The following is a 16,716-nucleotide window of genomic DNA, read 5'->3' as shown; positions in this document are numbered from 1 at the left end:
CCTACCGTCTGAGGTCGTCGGCCCTCCCCCGCAGTGCCTGTGCCGCCCAGCGCTGCAGTCCCGGCCCGAACGTGACGCGAGTGGCCCCGAGTTCACCGAGTTCGGTGGGCGAGGGGCCCTTGCCGTCCAGCCGGGCCATCACGTTGACCGGCCCCTGGATACCGGACCGCAGCAGCGGCAGCACCTCCGGCGGGGCGTAGATCGGGTACACACAGTCGGCACCGGCGGCGACGTACAGCGCGGCCCGCTCGATGGCCCGGCCGGGATCGGGGACACCGCGGGCGAACGTGTCGACGCGCGCGTTCACGAACAGCGCCCCGCCCGCCGCGGCCCGCACCTGAGCGAGCCAGTCGGCGTGCTGCCGGGGGTCCTTGAGGACGCCCCCGCTGGAGTCCTCCAGGTTGCAGCCCACGGCACCGGTCTCCAGGAGCCGCTCCACCAGCTCCTTGGGCGGAAGCCCGAATCCGTCCCGGACGTCCGCGGACACCGGCACCTCCACGGCCCGTACGATCCGCGCGACCGCCGCGAACATCTCGTCGGCGGGCACGTCCTCGTCCGCGTACCCCAGCGAGGCCGCGACCCCGGCACTGGGCGTGGCGAGCGCCGGGAACCCGGCCTCGGCGAGGACACGGGCGCTGGCCGCGTCCCACGGGCCCGGCAGGACGAGGGGGTCCTCCGGGGTCCGGCCGTGGTGCAGGGCGCGGAAGAGATCGACCTTGCTCATGCCGCTCCCGTCGTTCACGGTGTGTAACCTCCCGGCGGGATCCGGCGGCTGACCATCACCCGGTTCCAGTTGTTGATGGCGGTGATCACGGCGACGAGGTGGGCGAGGCGGACGTCGTCGAAGTGCCCGGCTGCCCGCTCGTACACCTCGTCCGGCACGAACCCGTCCGTCAGGACCGTCACGGCCTCCGTCAGCGCGAGTGCGGCCCGCTCCCGTTCGTCGAAGACGTCCCCGGCCTCCTCCCAGGCGGCCAGGAGGTCGAGTTGCTTCTCACTGACCCCCTGCTTACGGGCGAGGGCGAGGTGCATGTCGAGACAGAAGGCGCAGTGGTTGAGCTGTGAGGCCCGGATCATGACGAGTTCGGCGAGGGCGGGGTCGCCGAGCCCCTTCTTCGCGGCCGCGCTGAGCGCCGACATGGCCTGGCCGACCGCCTGGTCGAGAAGCCGTGTCCGGACCGTCACGTGTGCCGTCACGTAGGCCGTCCCGGCTGGTGCCGTTCTGACTGGTTCCGTCCTGGCTGGTAGTGGCCCGGTGCCATCCGGGCGGTCACGCCGAAGCGGTTCCAGGCGTTGATCACCGCGATCGCGGAGATCAGCTGGGCCAACTCGACCTCCTCGAAGTGCTGGGCGGCCCTCTCGTACACCTCGTCGGATACGAAGCCGTCCGTCAGGACCGTCACGGCCTCCGTCAGCTCCAGCGCCGCGAGTTCCTTCTCGGTGTAGAAGTGCCGCGACTCCTCCCAGGCGTTGAGCTGGACGATCCGCTCGACCCGCTCGCCCGCGGCGAGCGCGTCCTTGGTGTGCATGTCGATGCACAGGGCGCAGTGATTGATCTGGGAGGCACGGATCTTGACCAGCTCGTACAGCGTCGGGTCGAGGCCCTGCCGGGCGGCCGCGTCGAGCCGGATCATCGCCTTGTAGACGTCGGGGGCGAGCTGGGCCCACCGCAGACGAGGGCCGGTCTCGGGGGCGTACTCCACTCTCGTCTCGTCGTTCGTCTCGTCGTTCGTCGTCCTCATGCCCTCGACCCTAGGAGCAAGGCAGCCCAGGAGTATGGTCCATTTCCATGGCGAAAGGATGGGCCACTTATGGCGTCGACCTGCATGTCGAGCCATCCGGTTCCGGTGTGCGCAAGGGGCTGACGGACGCGCTCCGGGAGGCGGTGCGCAGTGGCCGTCTCGCCCCCGGCACCCGGCTGCCCTCCTCCCGCTCCCTCGCCGCCGACCTCGGCATCGCCCGCAACACGGTCGCCGGGGCGTACGGGGACCTCGTCGCCGAGGGCTGGCTCACCGCGCGCCAGGGCTCGGTCACCCGCGTCGCGGACGGCGCCGTCCCGCAGAGCGCGCGGCGCCGCCGGCCCGTGCCCCGCCCGGAACCCGGCCGTCCGGCGTACGACCTCTGCCCCGGCAGCCCCGATCTGGCCTCCTTCCCGCGCACCGAGTGGCTCAAGGCGGCCCGCCGTGCCCTGGCGTCCTCCCCGTACGACGCCCTCGGTTACGGCGACCCGCGGGGCCGTGTGGAACTGCGCACCGCCCTCGCCGGCTATCTCTCCCGGGCCCGCGGTGTCCGCGCCGACCCCGAGCACATCGTGATCGCCTCGGGTATCTCCCACGCGCTGATGCTGCTCGGCACGGTGCTGTCGCGCCGGGGCGGCCACCCGCCCGCGGTGGAGTCGTACGGCCTCGACACCCACTGGAAGCTGCTGTCCCGGGCCGGCCTCGCGACGGTCCCGCTCCCGTACGACGAACTCGGCACCCGGACCGAGGAACTGACCGAGGGCCTGACCAGCGGCCTGACCAGCGATCTGATTGACGACCTGACCGGCGTACGGGCCGTCCTGCTCACCCCCGCCCACCAGTTCCCCATGGGGGCGCCGCTCCACCCCGACCGGCGCGCCGCCGTCGTCGAGTGGGCGCGCCGCACGGGCGGGCTGGTTTTGGAGGACGACTACGACGGTGAGTTCCGGTACGACCGCCAGCCGATCGGCGCGCTGCAGGGCCTCGCCCCGGACCACGTGGTGTACCTCGGAACGGCCAGCAAGTCCCTGGCGCCGGGACTGCGCCTGGGCTGGCTGGTCCTGCCGCCGTCGCTCACCCCGGAGGTCCTTATGGCGAAGGGCGGGACGGACTGGTCCTGCGGGTCGCTGGACCAGCTGACCCTCGCCGAGTTCATCACATCGGGCGCGTACGACCGGCATGTGCGCTCCGTGCGGCTGCGCTACCGGCGCCGCCGGGACGCGCTGGTCGACGCTCTGCGGGAGCACGCCCCCGGTGTCCGCACCACCGGTATCGCGGCCGGTCTGCACGCGGTGCTGCAACTCCCGCCCGGCACCGAGGAGTCGGTCGTCCGGGCGGCGGCCGAGCAGGGCCTGGGCGTGCACGGCCTCGCCCGCTACCGCCATGCCCGGGCGACCGTCGACCCGTTGGACGCCCTGGTCGTCGGCTACGGGACCCCGCCGGACCATGCGTGGGTGGGGGCGCTGGACGCGTTGTGCAGGGTGCTGCGGTAGCGGGCGTGCCGCACTGGCGGGCGCGCACCGGTGGCGTGCGCGCACCGGATCGGGGAGCCGACTGGGCAACCACTCGGTTCGATCACTAGTCTGAGCGCCGGTCGGTCGCCGGGCACGTGCCGCGCGTAGGCCCACATGTCTGCATCCGAATGTGTACATCCGACGGGGGAAGAGAACATGGCAGAGCAGCGCAGGCGGCTGCGGTCCAGCACGGTCGCACTCGGGGGCATGGGCGTCATAGCGGCGGCGCTCACGTCGTGCGGCTCCGAACCGGACCGCCGCTGTGTGGACCGTGACAGCTACAGTTTCGCCAACGGCTACAAGATCATCGCCGACAAGAACTGCACGTCGTCGGGGTCGGGATCCACGTCGTCCGCCAAGAAGCGCAAGAGCAGTGGCGGCCGGACCACCGACGCCGCCTGGTACTACGACGCCGACGTCACCGGCCGCTACGCCGACTACGGCACCTTCAGCCGCAGCGAGGCCGTCGACCGCGACGGCTTCGGCTGCTCGGGCTCCGGCTCGGGCGGCGGCTGAGCGGGCGCGCGGACGGATCCGGAAGCCATGGAGCGCCGCACCATCGAGCCCCGCCCCGGCTGGCAGCAGACCGTCGAGGAGCAGGGCCTCATCTACCCGCTGACCCGTTACCCGGACGGCTCCCTGCGCCCGTACTGGGACGAGAGCGCGTACTACGTCTTCTCGCTCCCCGAGGTCGAGGCACTGGAGGAGGTCGTGGAGGAACTGCACGGCATGTGCCTGGCGGCGGCCGCGCACATCGTCGAGCAGGACCGGTTCGCCGACCTCGGCATCACCGACCCCCGGCTCGCCGAACTGGTCGCCGAGGCATGGCACCGCCGAGCCGAACTCCCCTCCCTCTACGGCCGGTTCGACCTGCGCTACGACGGCACGGGCCCGGCGAAAATGCTGGAGTACAACGCCGACACCCCGACCTCGCTCGTCGAGGCCGCCAGCCCCCAGTGGTTCTGGATGGAGGAACGCTTCCCGGGCGCCGACCAGTGGAACTCCCTCCACGAACGCCTCGTCGACGCCTGGCGGAACCAGTCCGCCCTGCTTCCACCGGGGGGCCCGCTCTACTTCGCGCACTCCGCGGCGGACGAGCTCGGTGAGGACCTGATGACGGTCGCGTATCTGAAGGAGACCGCCGAACAGGCCGGCCTCGCCACCGACTGGATCTCCATGGAGGACATCGGCTGGGACCGCCTGTCCGGCCGCTTCGTCGACACGAAGCTCCGCTTCATACGGGGCATCTTCAAGCTGTACCCCTGGGAGTGGCTCACCACTGACCGCTTCGCCCCGCACGTCCTCGCCACCCTCGACAATGGCGGCGGCACAGGCACGACCCTGTGGATCGAACCCGCATGGAAGATGCTCCTCAGCAACAAGGCACTGCTGGCGGTGCTGTGGGAGCTGTATCCAGAACACCCGAACCTGCTCCCCGCCTACCTGGACGGCCCCCGGGAACTGGTCTCCGGGAACGGCTACGTGGCCAAGCCGCTGCTCGGGCGGGAGGGAGCGGGGGTGACGGTCCACGAGCCCGGCACTCCGGGCACCGCCCGGGAAGAGCCCTGCTGCTATCAGGAACTGGCGCCGCTGCCGTCCTTCGACGGCAACCGGGTCGTGCTCGGCGCGTGGGTCGTGGAGAACGAGTCGGCCGGGCTCGGTATCCGCGAGTCGTCGGGACTGGTCACGGACGAGTACGCTCGGTTTCTGCCGCACGTGATCCTGTGACGTGGTTTCTGTCACATACTTCTCGACGCCCTCCACGTCGGCTCCCGCGCGACGCTCGCATGGTGGACGGGCGAACCCGCTGCTCCGGCGTGCCCGGTAGGGTGAGCGGCGGGCCGTGACTGGCGCGCCGGACCCCGCTGTGACGGCAGGGTCCAAGGATGGGACCGACCATCGGGGAGCGGCCCGAGTACGTGAGTGCCGTGCGCCTGGGCCGTACCGTGCACGCCGAACGCCACGTCCGGAGGTCCTCATGTCCGACAACTCTGCGCCTCTCTCCACCGAGTCCACCGCCTTCCGTGCCGCCCTCGACGTGATCCGGGCTGTGGAGCCCCGCGTCGCCGACGCCATCGGGCAGGAGGTCGCCGACCAGCGCGAGATGCTCAAGCTGATCGCCTCCGAGAACTACGCCTCCCCGGCCACTCTCCTGGCCATGGGCAACTGGTTCAGCGACAAGTACGCCGAGGGCACCGTCGGCCGCCGCTTCTACGCCGGCTGCCGCAACGTCGACACCGTCGAGTCTCTCGCCGCCGAGCACGCCCGCGAGCTCTTCGGCGCCCAGCACGCCTACGCCCAGCCGCACTCCGGCATCGACGCCAACCTCGTCGCCTTCTGGGCCGTCCTCGCCCAGCGCGTCGAAGCTCCCGCCCTGGAGAAGGCCGGCGTCCGCCAGGTCAACGATCTCTCCGACGCCGACTGGGCCGAACTCCGCCAGGCCTTCGGCAACCAGCGCATGCTTGGCATGTCCCTGGATGCCGGCGGCCACCTCACCCACGGCTTCCGCCCGAACATCTCCGGCAAGATGTTCGACCAGCGCTCCTACGGGACCGACCCCGCCACCGGCCTCCTCGACTACGAGGCCCTGCGCGCTTCCGCCCGCGAGTTCAAACCGCTGATCATCGTCGCCGGCTACTCCGCCTACCCCCGTCTCGTGAACTTCCGGATCATGCGCGAGATCGCCGACGAGGTCGGCGCCACGCTCATGGTGGACATGGCCCACTTCGCGGGCCTGGTCGCCGGCAAGGTCCTCACCGGTGACTTCGACCCGGTGCCGCACGCCCAGATCGTCACCACGACCACCCACAAGTCGCTGCGCGGCCCGCGCGGCGGCATGGTCCTGTGCGACGACTCCCTCAAGGACCAGGTCGACCGCGGCTGCCCGATGGTCCTCGGCGGCCCCCTCCCGCATGTCATGGCCGCCAAGGCCGTCGCGCTGGCCGAGGCACGCCGCCCCGAGTTCCGTGACTACGCCCAGGCCGTCGTCGACAACTCCCGTGCCCTCGCCGAGGGCCTGATGCGCCGTGGCGCCACCCTCGTCACCGGCGGCACCGACAACCACCTCAACCTGATCGATGTCGCCTCCTCCTACGGCCTCACCGGCCGTCAGGCCGAGTCCGCACTGCTCGACTCGGGCATCGTCACCAACCGCAACGCCATCCCCTCCGACCCCAACGGCGCCTGGTACACTTCCGGCATCCGTATCGGCACGCCCGCGCTGACCACCCGAGGCCTGGGCACCGCCGAGATGGACGAGGTCGCCGGTCTCATCGACCGTGTCCTCACCACCACGGAGCCCGGCACCACCGCCAAGGGCGCCCCCTCCAAGGCCCAGCATGTGCTCGACCCGAAGATCGCGGACGAGATCTCCCGCCGGGCCACCGACCTCGTGGCCGGCTTCCCGCTGTACCCGGAGATCGACCTCGGCTGAGGCCACCGAGCGGCGACTGCCGGTCCCGTCCCACCCGTCGATCGCCACCGGCCGTGGCTCCCCGCAGCGGCCCGGACTCGTGCCGGGCCGCCACGCGGCGTATCAGCCACATGCCGCCCAGTGCCGCTCCGAGGGGGGTCGGCGCAGGCCCCTCAGACGTCTCGCAGTTCCTGCCGTGGCCCGGGCTCTCGACGGTGCCTCCACCAGGTTCGCCAGTGGGCCGACGGGGGCCATCCGGCGCGGACCGCCAGCGGGTGCAGCGCCAGGGCCAGTGCCGCGCCGACTGCCAGTCCCGGTATCGCCCACCACCAGTTGGTGCCGAGGTCCGTGCTCGCGGCGGCCGCCCTGGCGGACGAGCTGCCGTTGGTCGCGGGGGCGGCGGTGTCATCGTCGCCCGACGGACGGTCTGCCGCTGCGTTCGCGGGCCAGTTCTTCGGTGCCTGGCCCATGACTCCGAGATCCGTGAGCAGCGACCGCAGCTCCTCCGGGCGCTCCGCCTTGTGCCAGATGCCGTTCGTGTCGTCCGGGGTGCCTATCGTCGTGTGGATCCAGACACCCTGGGTCTCGGGCGCCAGGGTGTAAACCCGGTCCACACGCCATGGTTTGACGTCGTGGACCAGCCAGGTGACGTTGACCGTGCGGCCTATGGTGTCGTCCAGCTTCGGGGGCTTCTCCTCGCTGCGGTCCAGGGCGTTGCCCGCCCTGCCAAGGAGTAGTTCCAGAAGGCTGTAGCCATCATCCGTCGAGTACAGCGAGGCCGTCTGCCGGCTTGTGGGTGAGGCCAGCAGCACGCTCGTCGGTCCCCCCGCCACCGAGGACGGCGCGCCCAGCAGCACAAAGGCGAAAGCTGTCGCCAGTGCCCCTAACAGCACCCCCGGCTTACGCATCCCGTCACGAGTCCAGTCATGCATCCAGCGCATTCGACACCCCCCATCAGGCCCGGTGCGGACCACCCGCACTCGCTGTGTCATTCCTGGTACACCGCTCGACCCGCCGGGGTTCCCACTCCGCCCGACTTTCCTCAGCCGAGCGACTTCGCGATCTCCAGCGCCCGTGTCTTCGACGCCACCCCCTCCAGGCGCAGCGTCACGTCGCTGCCGTCCGGCTGCCGGTGCGTCCACAGCAGCGTGGGGCCGGCTGTGCGCTCGGAGCGGGTGAACCGGTCGCCGTTCTCGTCGGTCAGCCAGAAGGTCAGCAGGTGCGGGCGCGGAAACCACAGAGCGTTGGCCGAGAGACCGTCGTCCGCGTCGTCGTGCCGGCCGAGGGGCACCCAGTCGGGCTGTTCGCGGACGCCCTTGACGAAGCCGACGTCCAGGCGGGCCGGGAACTCGTCGAGCCGGACCGTGTGCCCCTGCTCCCGCCAGCACAGGCTGATCAGGTACCGGTCGTGTGGCTGGCGCGTCACCGTCACCGCGTCCTGCGGGCCCAGGGCCTCCGGCACACGAGGAGCGAACCCCGCCCGCCGCTCGGCCTCCGCCGGCGGGACGGACGTCCCGCACCCCGGCACCGACGCCCCCGGTGTGGGCACCGCCGACGGGTCGTACCGCACCTCGACGCCGCCGAAGCCGAACCAGTCGGCCACCGACGCCCGCACCGGAGGCGTGAGCACGAGGGCGGTGAGCAGCCCGCAGAGCACGGCCGTCAGCGTGCGCCAGCGCGTGCGGGCGCAGCGGCCCACCCTGCGCAGCCGCTCGCCGGGTCCGGGATGCCCGGCCACCGGGGTCGGCACCCGCTCGGCGAGTATCTGCTGAAGGACGCGCTCGACCATCGTCTCGTCCCCGTCGGCCCCCGGCCGGTCCAGTGACCTGCCGAGCGCCGTCAGCTCCTCGGGCAACCGGGAAACACGTCGGTCGGTTGCGTGAGCCGGCCGCTGACGCGATCCGCTGGGCTCCTCGGCATCACGGCCGCCCGAGCCGGCGTCCTCGCCCGGGCGCGGAGCCCGGTTCCCGGTCTCCTGGGCCCCGAGGCCGCCCGAAGCCGTCCGCCCCTGGTCCTCGGTCTCGCCGCTTCCTACTTCACCGCACCCGGACCTGTCGCCTCCGGCTTTTCCGCCCCTGGCCCTTCCGCCCCCGGCCTCGGCGTCCTCGTCCCCGTACCGCTCACTCACCCTCCTCACCTCCTTCCCTCGGCTCGAACTCCGGCAGCAGCCGCCCCAGCTTGCGCAGGGCGCGGCTCAGGCGGGACTTCACCGTGCCCCGGGGCCAGCCGAGGGCCTCCGCGGTCTCGGGTTCGTCCATTTCCAGCAGATAGCGGTACGTGACAACCAGACGGTGCTCCGCGCTCAGCTTCTCCAGCGCCCGCAGCAGTGCCACGCGGCGCTCTATCTCCAGGGCCGCGGCCGCCGGGTCCGCCGAATCCGGTATCAGTGGCTCCGTCTCGATCAGTGCCGCTTCCCGGCCGGCCAGAGTCCGTCGGCGGCCCGCCGCCCGCACTGTGTTCCTCGTCTCATTGGCGACGATCGACAGCAGCCACGGCCGGAACGCCATGCCGTCCCGGAAGCGACCCAGGGAGCAGTACGCCTTGAAGAAGGCCTGCTGCACCACGTCCTCCGCGTCCGCTCCCGCTCCGAGCGCGCGGGCGGCCCTGAGCGCGATGCCGGTGTGGGCGCGCACCAGGTCCGCGTACGCCTCCGGATCACCGGTGCGTACGCGTGCGATCACCGCGGCCTCATCGACGATGCGGCCCCCCTCCCGCGTTCTCACGTCTTTGTTACACCGGCCGAGGAGGATCGGTTCCCACCTGTGTCACATCTGTTCCCGACCAGTTCCGGAGCGGCCCCTGGCACCTGAGAGAATGGTGAACATGGCCTCTGAACGACCCCGGGTCCTCTCCGGAATCCAGCCCACCGCAGGCTCGTTCCACCTCGGCAACTACCTCGGCGCCGTGCGCCAGTGGGTGGCCCTGCAGGAGTCCCACGACGCGTTCTACATGGTCGTCGACCTGCACGCGATCACCGTTCCGCAGGACCCGGCTCAGCTGCGCGCCAACACCCGGCTCGCCGCCGCCCAGCTGCTCGCCGCCGGGCTGGACCCGGAGCGCTGCACCCTGTTCGTCCAGAGCCACGTCCCCGAGCACGCGCAGCTCGCCTGGATCATGAACTGCCTGACCGGCTTCGGTGAGGCGTCCCGCATGACCCAGTTCAAGGACAAGTCCGCCAAGCAGGGCGCCGACCGGGCCAGCGTCGGACTCTTCACCTACCCGATCCTCCAGGTCGCGGACATCCTGCTGTACCAGGCCGACGAGGTCCCGGTCGGCGAGGACCAGCGCCAGCACATCGAGCTGACGCGCGACCTCGCCGAGCGCTTCAACGGCCGTTTCGGAGAGACCTTCACCCTTCCGAAGCCGTACATCCTGAAGGAGACGGCGAAGATCTACGACCTTCAGGACCCGTCGATCAAGATGAGCAAGTCGGCATCAACCCCGAAGGGGTTGATCAACCTGCTCGACGAGCCCAGGGTGACCGCCAAGAAGGTGAAGAGCGCGGTCACCGACACCGACACGGTCATCCGCTACGACGCGGAGAACAAGCCGGGTGTCAGCAATCTGCTGACCATCTACTCGACCCTCTCCGGGGCCGGGATCGCGGACCTGGAGGAGAAGTACGCCGGCAAGGGCTACGGTGCGCTCAAGACGGACCTCGCCGAGGTCATGACGGAGTTCGTGACGCCGTTCCGGGAACGCACCCAGCAGTATCTGGACGACCCCGAGACGCTCGACTCGATCCTCGCCAAGGGCGCAGAGAAGGCGCGTGGTGTCGCGGCGGAAACACTCGCTCAGGCGTACGCGAGAGTGGGCTTCCTGCCCGCCAAGCACTGAGCCGCCCGGCCGCCCTCCCCTCGTCGAGCCGCACCACCGTACAGTCGATAACCAGGCATCAATCACCCCTGCCTACCGACCGCTCGGACCCGACGACCGACCACAACCGGCCGCAATCCGACCGCAAACTGACCACACAGACGACACCAGACGACAGGAGACGACGTGGGGACCGTAACGATCGGTGTCTCGATCGCGGTCCCGGAGCCTCATGGCAGCCTGCTCCAGGAGCAGCGCGCGGGCTTCGGCGACCCCGCGGCTTCCGGCATCCCCACCCACGTCACCCTGCTGCCGCCGACGGAGGTCGACGACTCGGAGCTGCCCGCGATCGAGGAGCACCTGACCGACGTCGCGGCCGCCGGGCGCTCCTTCCTGATGAGGCTGTCCGGCACGGGAACCTTCCGGCCGCTGTCGCCCGTTGTGTTCGTACAGGTCGTCGACGGGGCCGAGGCCTGTACGTGGCTGCAGAAGCAGGTCCGGGACGCGTCGGGTCCGGTGGCGCGCGAGCTGGCCTTCCCGTACCACCCGCACGTCACGGTGGCGCACGGTATCTCCGACGAGGCGATGGACCGGGCGTACGAGGAGTTGTCCGAGTACGAGGCGGAGTGGCCCTGCACCGGGTTCGCGCTCTACGAACAGGGCGCGGACGGAGTGTGGCGCAAGCTCAGGGAGTTCGCCTTCGGCGGAGCGGTCGTGCCGCCGCAGGCGGGGGCGCCGACGGAGAGGGACACCACCCTGCCGACGCGCTGAGGCACCGGAGGGATGCCGGGCCGCGCTGAGCGGGACGTATGGGGGGATGAGGGGGACGATGCGCAGGACCGTGGCGCTGCTCGCCGTGCTCGCTCTCACTGTGGGCGCCTGCGGCGGGCAGGACGAGGGCGGTTCGGGACGGTCCGGGAGCGGTGAGCGGTCACCAGGAGCCAAGGGCTCCGGCAAGCCGGGCCTGTCCTGGTCGTACGACCGCATCCTCGACGGATCCGCCGCCCTGGGCGACATGGCGGTGGTCGCCGAGGACGACATCTGGGCCTACGGCAGCCGACGGCGTGCGGACGGGACGAGCGACCCTTTTCTGCTGCGCTACGACGGGGAGGACTGGCGCGAACAGCCCCTGCCGGAGGCCATCGGCACGGAGGTCCAGGCGGTCGAGCTGACCGCGGTGGGCTCCGGCGAGGTCTGGCTGACCGACGCGACGGCCGGCTCCACCGGCGAGACGCGGATCGTCCGGTGGGACGGCACGCGCTGGTCCCCGCTGGAACCGGCGCCGGGCCAACCCGTCGAGGACATCAGGGCCTTCGGCCCGGACGACGTCTGGGTGCTGGCCGGTGAGGGTCGCGTGCAGCACTGGGACGGCACCCGGTGGACCGTCACGCCCCTGCCCGCCGACGGTCTCGCCGCGCTCGACGGCACCGCCACGGACGACCTGTGGGCCGTGGGTGCCCGCGACACCCGCACGGCCGACGGCCCCGGAGAGAGCGAGTACACCCAGCCGGTGGCCGTGCACTGGGACGGCCGTACGTGGAGCCGCGCCGAGACCCCCGAGTACCACTTCCCGGAGCCGGTGCCGCCCGAGCCCGGCGCCTGGCTCGACACGGTCATCGCACTCGCGGAGGACGACATACGCGCGTACGGCACGCACAGCTTCAACCACGGCGAGGTCGAGGACGAGCCGGACGACGAGGCGATACGGCTGCGTTGGGACGGCGAACGCTGGGCCGAGCAGCCTCAGGCGCCGGGCCGGTGCGCCGAGCGGGTCCCCGTGCTGAGCGACGGCGCCAACGGGCTCTTCCTGGACGGCAACTGGTACCTCACGGCGGAGGGCACCTGCCGGAAGATCACCCGGTCCCGGCTGCCGAACAAGGACGGGGTCCGCAGTACGTCGCGGCAGTCGCTGTGGCTGGAGGAACTGGCCCGGCTGCCCGGCACGGACAAGGTCATCGGAGTGGGGCACGTCCAGGTCAACCAGAGCGGGAACCCGATGAGCAAGGCCGTGGTGGTCTCGCTCAACCGGTAGAGGGTTGTGCTCTCGCGCCTAGGTCCTGTCGTCAAACTCCCGTCGTCCGCCCGGAGGGCGGGCCGCGCGGCGTCAGGTGCGTGCTCTCGGCGTGCCGGGCGGAAGCCCTCGTACTGGATGTACGTGGGCTTTCGCCCGGTGCGGCGAGAGTGCGTGCAGGGCGTCGCGCGGCAGGCGGGAGTTTGACGACAGGACCTAGAGCGGCAGCCTTCGGAACAGCGGTCGTGGTACGTGGCGCAGTGCCGACATCACCAGGCGCAGTGTCCCGGGCACCCACACCGTCTCCGAGCGGCGGCGCAGCCCCAGTTCGATGGCGGACGCGACCGCCTCGGGAGTCGTCGCCAGGGGGGCCTCCGGCAGACCGGCCGTCATCCGCGAGCGTACGAAGCCGGGGCGGACGACCATGACGTGGACGCCCGTGCGGTGCAGGGCGTCACCGAGGCCCTGGGCGAAGGCGTCGAGGCCGGCCTTGCTGGAGCCGTAGATGAAGTTGGCGCGGCGGGCGCGCTCGCCCGCGACCGACGACAGCACCACGAGCGACCCGTGCCCCTGCACCTGGAGCGCCCGTGCGCACACGAGCCCGGCCGAGACCGCGCCCGTGTAGTTGGTCTGTGCGACGCGCACCGCGGCCACCGGGTCCCGCTCGTCGTTCGCCTGGTCGCCGAGCACCCCGAAGGCGAGCAGCACCATGTCGACGTCGCCTTCGGCGAACACCTTGCCGAGGACCGTCTCGTGGGAGGCGGGGGCGAGCGCGTCGAAGGCGACGGTGCGCACGTCGGCGCCCAGTCCGCGCAGGTGCGCGGCCGCCTCGTCCAGGTCGGGCGAGGGGCGGCCGGCCAGCCACACCGTGCGGGTGCGGCGGGCGATCAGCCGGCGCGCGGTGGCCAGCGCGATGTCCGACGTGCCGCCGAGCACCAGCAGGGACTGGGGAGTACCGAAGGCGTCCTTCATGACAGCTCCTGGGGATCTTGGAGGGGAGAGGGAAAGGGGGGCGGCGAACAGGTCCTTCAGCGGCAGGTGGAGGCACGTGGGAGCAGAAGCCTCAGAGGTTTCAGAAGCCTCGGCAGCCTCAGAAGCCTCAGAAGCCGGCAGCCTCAGAGGCCGAGGCGTCGGGCCAGGTCCGACACGAAGACGCCGCCAGGGTCCAACGTCCGGCGGAGTTCCCGGAATTCGGCCAGCCGCGGATACATGCCCGCCAGCAGTTCGGGCCGCAGCCGGGCGTCCTTCGCCAGGTAGACGCGCCCGTCCGCGGCCGCGACCTCCTCGTCCAGTTCGTCGAGGAAGGCGGCGAGGCCGGGCAGCCCCGCGGGGATGTCCAGGGCCAGCGTCCAGCCGGGCATCGGGAAGGACAGCCACCCCGGATCGCCCTCGCCGAAGCGTTTCAGTACGGCGAGGAACGACGGGCAGCGGTGCCGTGAGATCCGCTGCACGATCCGCCGCAGGGCCTCTTCGCGGTCGTAGCCGACGACGAACTGGTACTGGACGAAGCCGGACCTGCCGTAGACGCGGTTCCAGTGAGGGACACCGTCGAGCGGGTGGAAGAAGCTGGAGATCCGTTGCAGTTCGCCCGTGCGCGAACGGGGCGTCTTGCGGTACCAGAGCGCATTGAAGACGCCCACGGTCGTGCGGCCCAGCAGCCCTTCCGGAACGTGGGCGGGGACGGCGGGGAGCCGGCGGGTCCGGAATTCCAACGGATGTCTCCGCGCGCGTGTGGGCAGTGCGTCCAGGGGCGCGTGGTCGCCGCGGGTCAGCACCGAGCGGCCCGTCGACGCGCCGCGTGCGAGGAGGTCGATCCACGCGACGGAGTAGCGGTAGCGGTCGTCCGTCATGGTGAGGCGGGCCATCAGGTCGTCCAGGTCGCGGGCACGTTCCGTGTCGACCGACATCAGCGAGGTCTCCACCGGCAGCAGCCGGACGGTCGCCGAGAGGATCACCCCGGTCAGGCCCATGCCGCCCGTCGTCGCGTCGAACAGCGGCGTCCCGCGGCTCACGGTACGGATCCCGCCGTCCGCCGTCAGCAGTTCCAGGGACAGCACATGACGCGAGAACGAGCCCGAGACGTGGTGGTTCTTGCCGTGGATGTCCGCGCCGATCGCGCCGCCGACCGTGACGTACCGCGTCCCGGGCGTGACCGGCACGAACCAGCCCAGCGGCAGCAGGACCTCCATCAGCCGGTGCAGCGACACGCCCGCGTCGCAGCGCACCGTCCCGCCGTCCACGTCGATGGCGTGAATGCGGTCCAGACCCGTCATGTCGAGCACGGCTCCGCCCGCGTTCTGCGCCGCGTCCCCGTACGCCCGCCCGAGCCCCCGTGCGATCCCCCCGCGCGCCCCGCACGCCCGGACGGCGGCCGCGGCCTCCTCGTACGTGCATGGGCGGATCAGACGGGCCACGGTGGGGGCGGTGCGGCCCCAGCCGGTGACGGGGACGGAGGCCAGGGAGGCAGGGGACGCTGGGGAGGCGGCGGGAGAAGGGGTGAGAGTCGTCGAAGGGACCGTTTCGGCTGGCATGCCCGCGACGATATCCCCCACAAAGGGGCATATCGTCGCGTTCGCTTGAGTGCGCTCCGCGCCCCTCACCGAAATGGGTGATTAATGGGATGTCAGTCAAGATTTACGTCATTCTGGGTGGCTTCCCTAGAAGAGTGGCGTCGCATGGACGATGTTGACGATGTTCCCAACCTGGACAGGCGGCTCCTGTCGATGCTCCACGGGTACGGGTCGGACCCGCGGGTCGCCCTCGCCGCGCGCGCCCTGTCCCGGGCCGGGGAACACGGCGCCCTGTGGCTCGCGGCCGGCCTGGCCGGAGCCGCCGTCGACCGCGAGCGACGCGGCGCCTGGCTGCGCGGTACCGCGCTGACCGCCGGCGCACACCTGGTCAGCATGGGGGTGAAACGGGTGGTGCGCCGCCCCCGGCCCGCCCATGTCGAGCCCCTCGTCCGCACCGCCGGCCGGCACTCCTTCCCCAGCTCACACGCGAGCTCGGCCGCGGCGGCTGCGGTGGCGTACGGGGCGCTCCGCGCGCCCCTGCTCGGCTCCCTCGTGCCCCCGTTGGCCGCCGCGATGTGCGTCTCGCGGCTGGTCGTCGGCGTGCACTACCCGTCGGACGTGGCGGCGGGCGTGGCCCTCGGAGCGGCCACGGCGCGGCTCGGTGCCCGCTGGATGACCGAGGCGGTGGCGGCCCCGACGGCGCCCGCGACGGGGTGCGCCGACTATGGCTGAACCCACCACGCTCCCCGAACCGGAATCGACGACCACCCCCGCCTCCGCGTCCCGTCCCCGGGGCCTCGCCCTCGGTCTCCTGCGAACCGCCCGCCCCCGCCAATGGGCCAAGAACGTCCTCGTCGTGGCCGCCCCCGCCTCGGCCGGAGAGCTCTTCACCACCCGCGCCCTGATCCAACTCCCGCTCGTCTTCGTCCTGTTCACCGCCTGCGCGGCCGCCGTCTACCTCGTCAACGACGCCCGGGACGCCGAGGCCGACCGCGCCCACCCGGTCAAGCGCCACCGCCCGGTCGCCGCCGGTCAGGTCCCCGTACCGGTCGCGTACGCCGTCGGAGGCACCCTCGCCGTCCTCGCGCCCACCGCCGCGGCCTGGCTCTGCTCGCCGCGGACCTCGGCTCTGCTCATCGCGTACCTCGGGCTCCAATTCGCGTACTGCTTCAGCCTCAAGCACGTCCTCGTCGTCGACCTCGTCGTCGTCACGACCGGGTTCCTGATGCGGGCCATGGCCGGCGGGCTGGCGCTCGGCATCCCGCTCTCACGCTGGTTCCTGATCACCACGGGCTTCGGCGCGCTGTTCATGGTCGCCGCCAAGCGGTACTCGGAGGCCGTCCAGATGGCCGGGAAGCAGGGCGCCACGCGCGTGCTCCTCACTGAGTACACCGTCGGATACCTGCGCTTCGTGTGGCAACTGGCCGCCGGGGTGGCCGTGCTCGGCTACTGCCTGTGGGCCCTGGAGGAGGGCGGGGTGCCGCATACGGGCCTGCTGCCGTGGCGTCAGCTGTCCGTGGTCGCCTTCGTCCTGGCGATCCTCAGGTACGCCGTCTTCGCCGACCGCGGCACCGCGGGACAGCCGGAGGACGTGGTGCTCCGCGACCGCGCGCTCGCGCTCATCGGGGTGGTGTGGATCGCGTTGTACGGCCTGGCGGTGGCCCGCTGGTGAGGCGCCGCTCCACGGCGCCCTGGTGACGGCCCCTGTCCCGCG

17 protein-coding genes and 1 riboswitch are annotated in these 16,716 nt (G+C 71.6%); of the genes, 9 read left to right on the top strand and 8 right to left on the bottom strand.

What is annotated here, in order from left to right:
- Window position 1: 1 nt before the first annotated feature.
- The 3 genes from IE262_RS11760 to IE262_RS11750 are packed head-to-tail and all read right to left on the bottom strand — an operon-like array spanning window position 2 to window position 1,742.
- Window positions 2-724, bottom strand: a complete 723-nt coding sequence (locus tag IE262_RS11760) for an isocitrate lyase/PEP mutase family protein (protein ID WP_189873370.1) — start codon at window positions 722-724, stop codon at window positions 2-4.
- Between the two features lie 14 nt (window positions 725-738).
- The gene (locus IE262_RS11755) at window positions 739-1,185 is read right to left on the bottom strand and encodes a carboxymuconolactone decarboxylase family protein (RefSeq protein WP_134039566.1); all 447 of its coding nucleotides are present in this window, start codon (window positions 1,183-1,185) and stop codon (window positions 739-741) included.
- Window positions 1,186-1,193: 8 nt separating this feature from the next.
- Window positions 1,194-1,742, bottom strand: a complete 549-nt coding sequence (locus IE262_RS11750) for a carboxymuconolactone decarboxylase family protein (protein ID WP_189873369.1) — start codon at window positions 1,740-1,742, stop codon at window positions 1,194-1,196.
- 47 nt (window positions 1,743-1,789) lie between these two features.
- Here IE262_RS11750 and pdxR point away from each other — a divergent pair, with 47 nt between their 5' ends.
- From pdxR to IE262_RS11730, 4 genes are all read left to right on the top strand, one after another.
- Window positions 1,790-3,232, top strand: coding sequence for a MocR-like pyridoxine biosynthesis transcription factor PdxR (pdxR, locus tag IE262_RS11745; RefSeq protein WP_189873367.1), 1,443 nt, complete (start codon window positions 1,790-1,792; stop codon window positions 3,230-3,232).
- A 177-nt stretch (window positions 3,233-3,409) separates the two neighbouring features.
- On the top strand, window positions 3,410-3,769 hold the full coding sequence (locus tag IE262_RS11740; RefSeq protein WP_189873365.1) for a hypothetical protein: 360 nt from the start codon (window positions 3,410-3,412) through the stop codon (window positions 3,767-3,769).
- A gap of 27 nt (window positions 3,770-3,796) precedes the next feature.
- Window positions 3,797-4,981: a glutathionylspermidine synthase family protein gene (locus IE262_RS11735; protein WP_189873363.1), complete on the top strand. Its 1,185-nt coding sequence runs from the start codon at window positions 3,797-3,799 to the stop codon at window positions 4,979-4,981.
- 105 nt (window positions 4,982-5,086) lie between these two features.
- Window positions 5,087-5,200: riboswitch (ZMP/ZTP riboswitch) on the top strand.
- A gap of 31 nt (window positions 5,201-5,231) precedes the next feature.
- Complete coding sequence (locus IE262_RS11730; protein ID WP_189873361.1) at window positions 5,232-6,686, top strand: glycine hydroxymethyltransferase; 1,455 nt, start codon at window positions 5,232-5,234, stop codon at window positions 6,684-6,686.
- A gap of 152 nt (window positions 6,687-6,838) precedes the next feature.
- On the opposite strand, the gene IE262_RS11725 is transcribed toward IE262_RS11730, so the two are convergent.
- From IE262_RS11725 to IE262_RS11715, 3 genes are all read right to left on the bottom strand, one after another.
- Entirely contained in the window at window positions 6,839-7,597 is a 759-nt protein-coding gene (locus IE262_RS11725; RefSeq protein WP_229877215.1) for a hypothetical protein, read from the bottom strand.
- 110 nt (window positions 7,598-7,707) lie between these two features.
- Window positions 7,708-8,793, bottom strand: coding sequence for a hypothetical protein (locus IE262_RS11720; protein ID WP_373305027.1), 1,086 nt, complete (start codon window positions 8,791-8,793; stop codon window positions 7,708-7,710).
- On the bottom strand, window positions 8,786-9,346 hold the full coding sequence (locus IE262_RS11715) for an RNA polymerase sigma factor (RefSeq protein WP_134039572.1): 561 nt from the start codon (window positions 9,344-9,346) through the stop codon (window positions 8,786-8,788). The genes IE262_RS11720 and IE262_RS11715 overlap by 8 nt, the downstream gene beginning before the upstream one ends.
- Window positions 9,347-9,488: 142 nt before the next feature.
- On the opposite strand from IE262_RS11715, the gene trpS reads away from it, so the two are divergent.
- The 3 genes from trpS to IE262_RS11700 all read left to right on the top strand — a co-directional run bounded on the left by trpS (window position 9,489) and on the right by IE262_RS11700 (window position 12,513).
- The gene (trpS, locus tag IE262_RS11710; RefSeq protein ID WP_134039573.1) at window positions 9,489-10,502 is read left to right on the top strand and encodes a tryptophan--tRNA ligase; all 1,014 of its coding nucleotides are present in this window, start codon (window positions 9,489-9,491) and stop codon (window positions 10,500-10,502) included.
- A gap of 165 nt (window positions 10,503-10,667) precedes the next feature.
- Complete coding sequence (locus IE262_RS11705; RefSeq protein WP_134039574.1) at window positions 10,668-11,252, top strand: 2'-5' RNA ligase family protein; 585 nt, start codon at window positions 10,668-10,670, stop codon at window positions 11,250-11,252.
- Between the two features lie 58 nt (window positions 11,253-11,310).
- A complete protein-coding gene (locus IE262_RS11700) occupies window positions 11,311-12,513 on the top strand; it encodes a hypothetical protein (RefSeq protein WP_189873357.1) in 1,203 nt (400 codons plus the stop codon).
- A gap of 195 nt (window positions 12,514-12,708) precedes the next feature.
- Here IE262_RS11700 and dprE2 read toward each other — a convergent pair whose 3' ends face one another.
- Together dprE2 and dprE1 are read right to left on the bottom strand one after the other, a co-directional pair.
- Window positions 12,709-13,464 (bottom strand): decaprenylphospho-beta-D-erythro-pentofuranosid-2-ulose 2-reductase, encoded by a 756-nt coding sequence (gene dprE2 / locus IE262_RS11695; RefSeq protein WP_189873355.1) that lies wholly within the window; start codon window positions 13,462-13,464, stop codon window positions 12,709-12,711.
- Between the two features lie 143 nt (window positions 13,465-13,607).
- Window positions 13,608-15,023 carry a decaprenylphosphoryl-beta-D-ribose oxidase gene (gene dprE1 / locus IE262_RS11690; protein WP_189873353.1) on the bottom strand — a complete coding sequence of 472 codons (1,416 nt, stop codon included), beginning with the start codon at window positions 15,021-15,023 and terminating at the stop codon, window positions 13,608-13,610.
- A 144-nt stretch (window positions 15,024-15,167) separates the two neighbouring features.
- Here dprE1 and IE262_RS11685 point away from each other — a divergent pair, with 144 nt between their 5' ends.
- Window positions 15,168-15,734 (top strand): phosphatase PAP2 family protein, encoded by a 567-nt coding sequence (locus tag IE262_RS11685; protein ID WP_134039577.1) that lies wholly within the window; start codon window positions 15,168-15,170, stop codon window positions 15,732-15,734.
- On the top strand, window positions 15,727-16,674 hold the full coding sequence (locus IE262_RS11680; RefSeq protein ID WP_189873351.1) for a decaprenyl-phosphate phosphoribosyltransferase: 948 nt from the start codon (window positions 15,727-15,729) through the stop codon (window positions 16,672-16,674). The genes IE262_RS11685 and IE262_RS11680 overlap by 8 nt, the downstream gene beginning before the upstream one ends.
- Window positions 16,675-16,716: the final 42 nt, after the last annotated feature.

This window comes from Streptomyces bluensis (assembly GCF_014650715.1).
GTDB classification, from domain to species: domain Bacteria; phylum Actinomycetota; class Actinomycetes; order Streptomycetales; family Streptomycetaceae; genus Streptomyces; species Streptomyces bluensis.
This window is presented reverse-complemented; position numbering and strand designations above follow the sequence as displayed.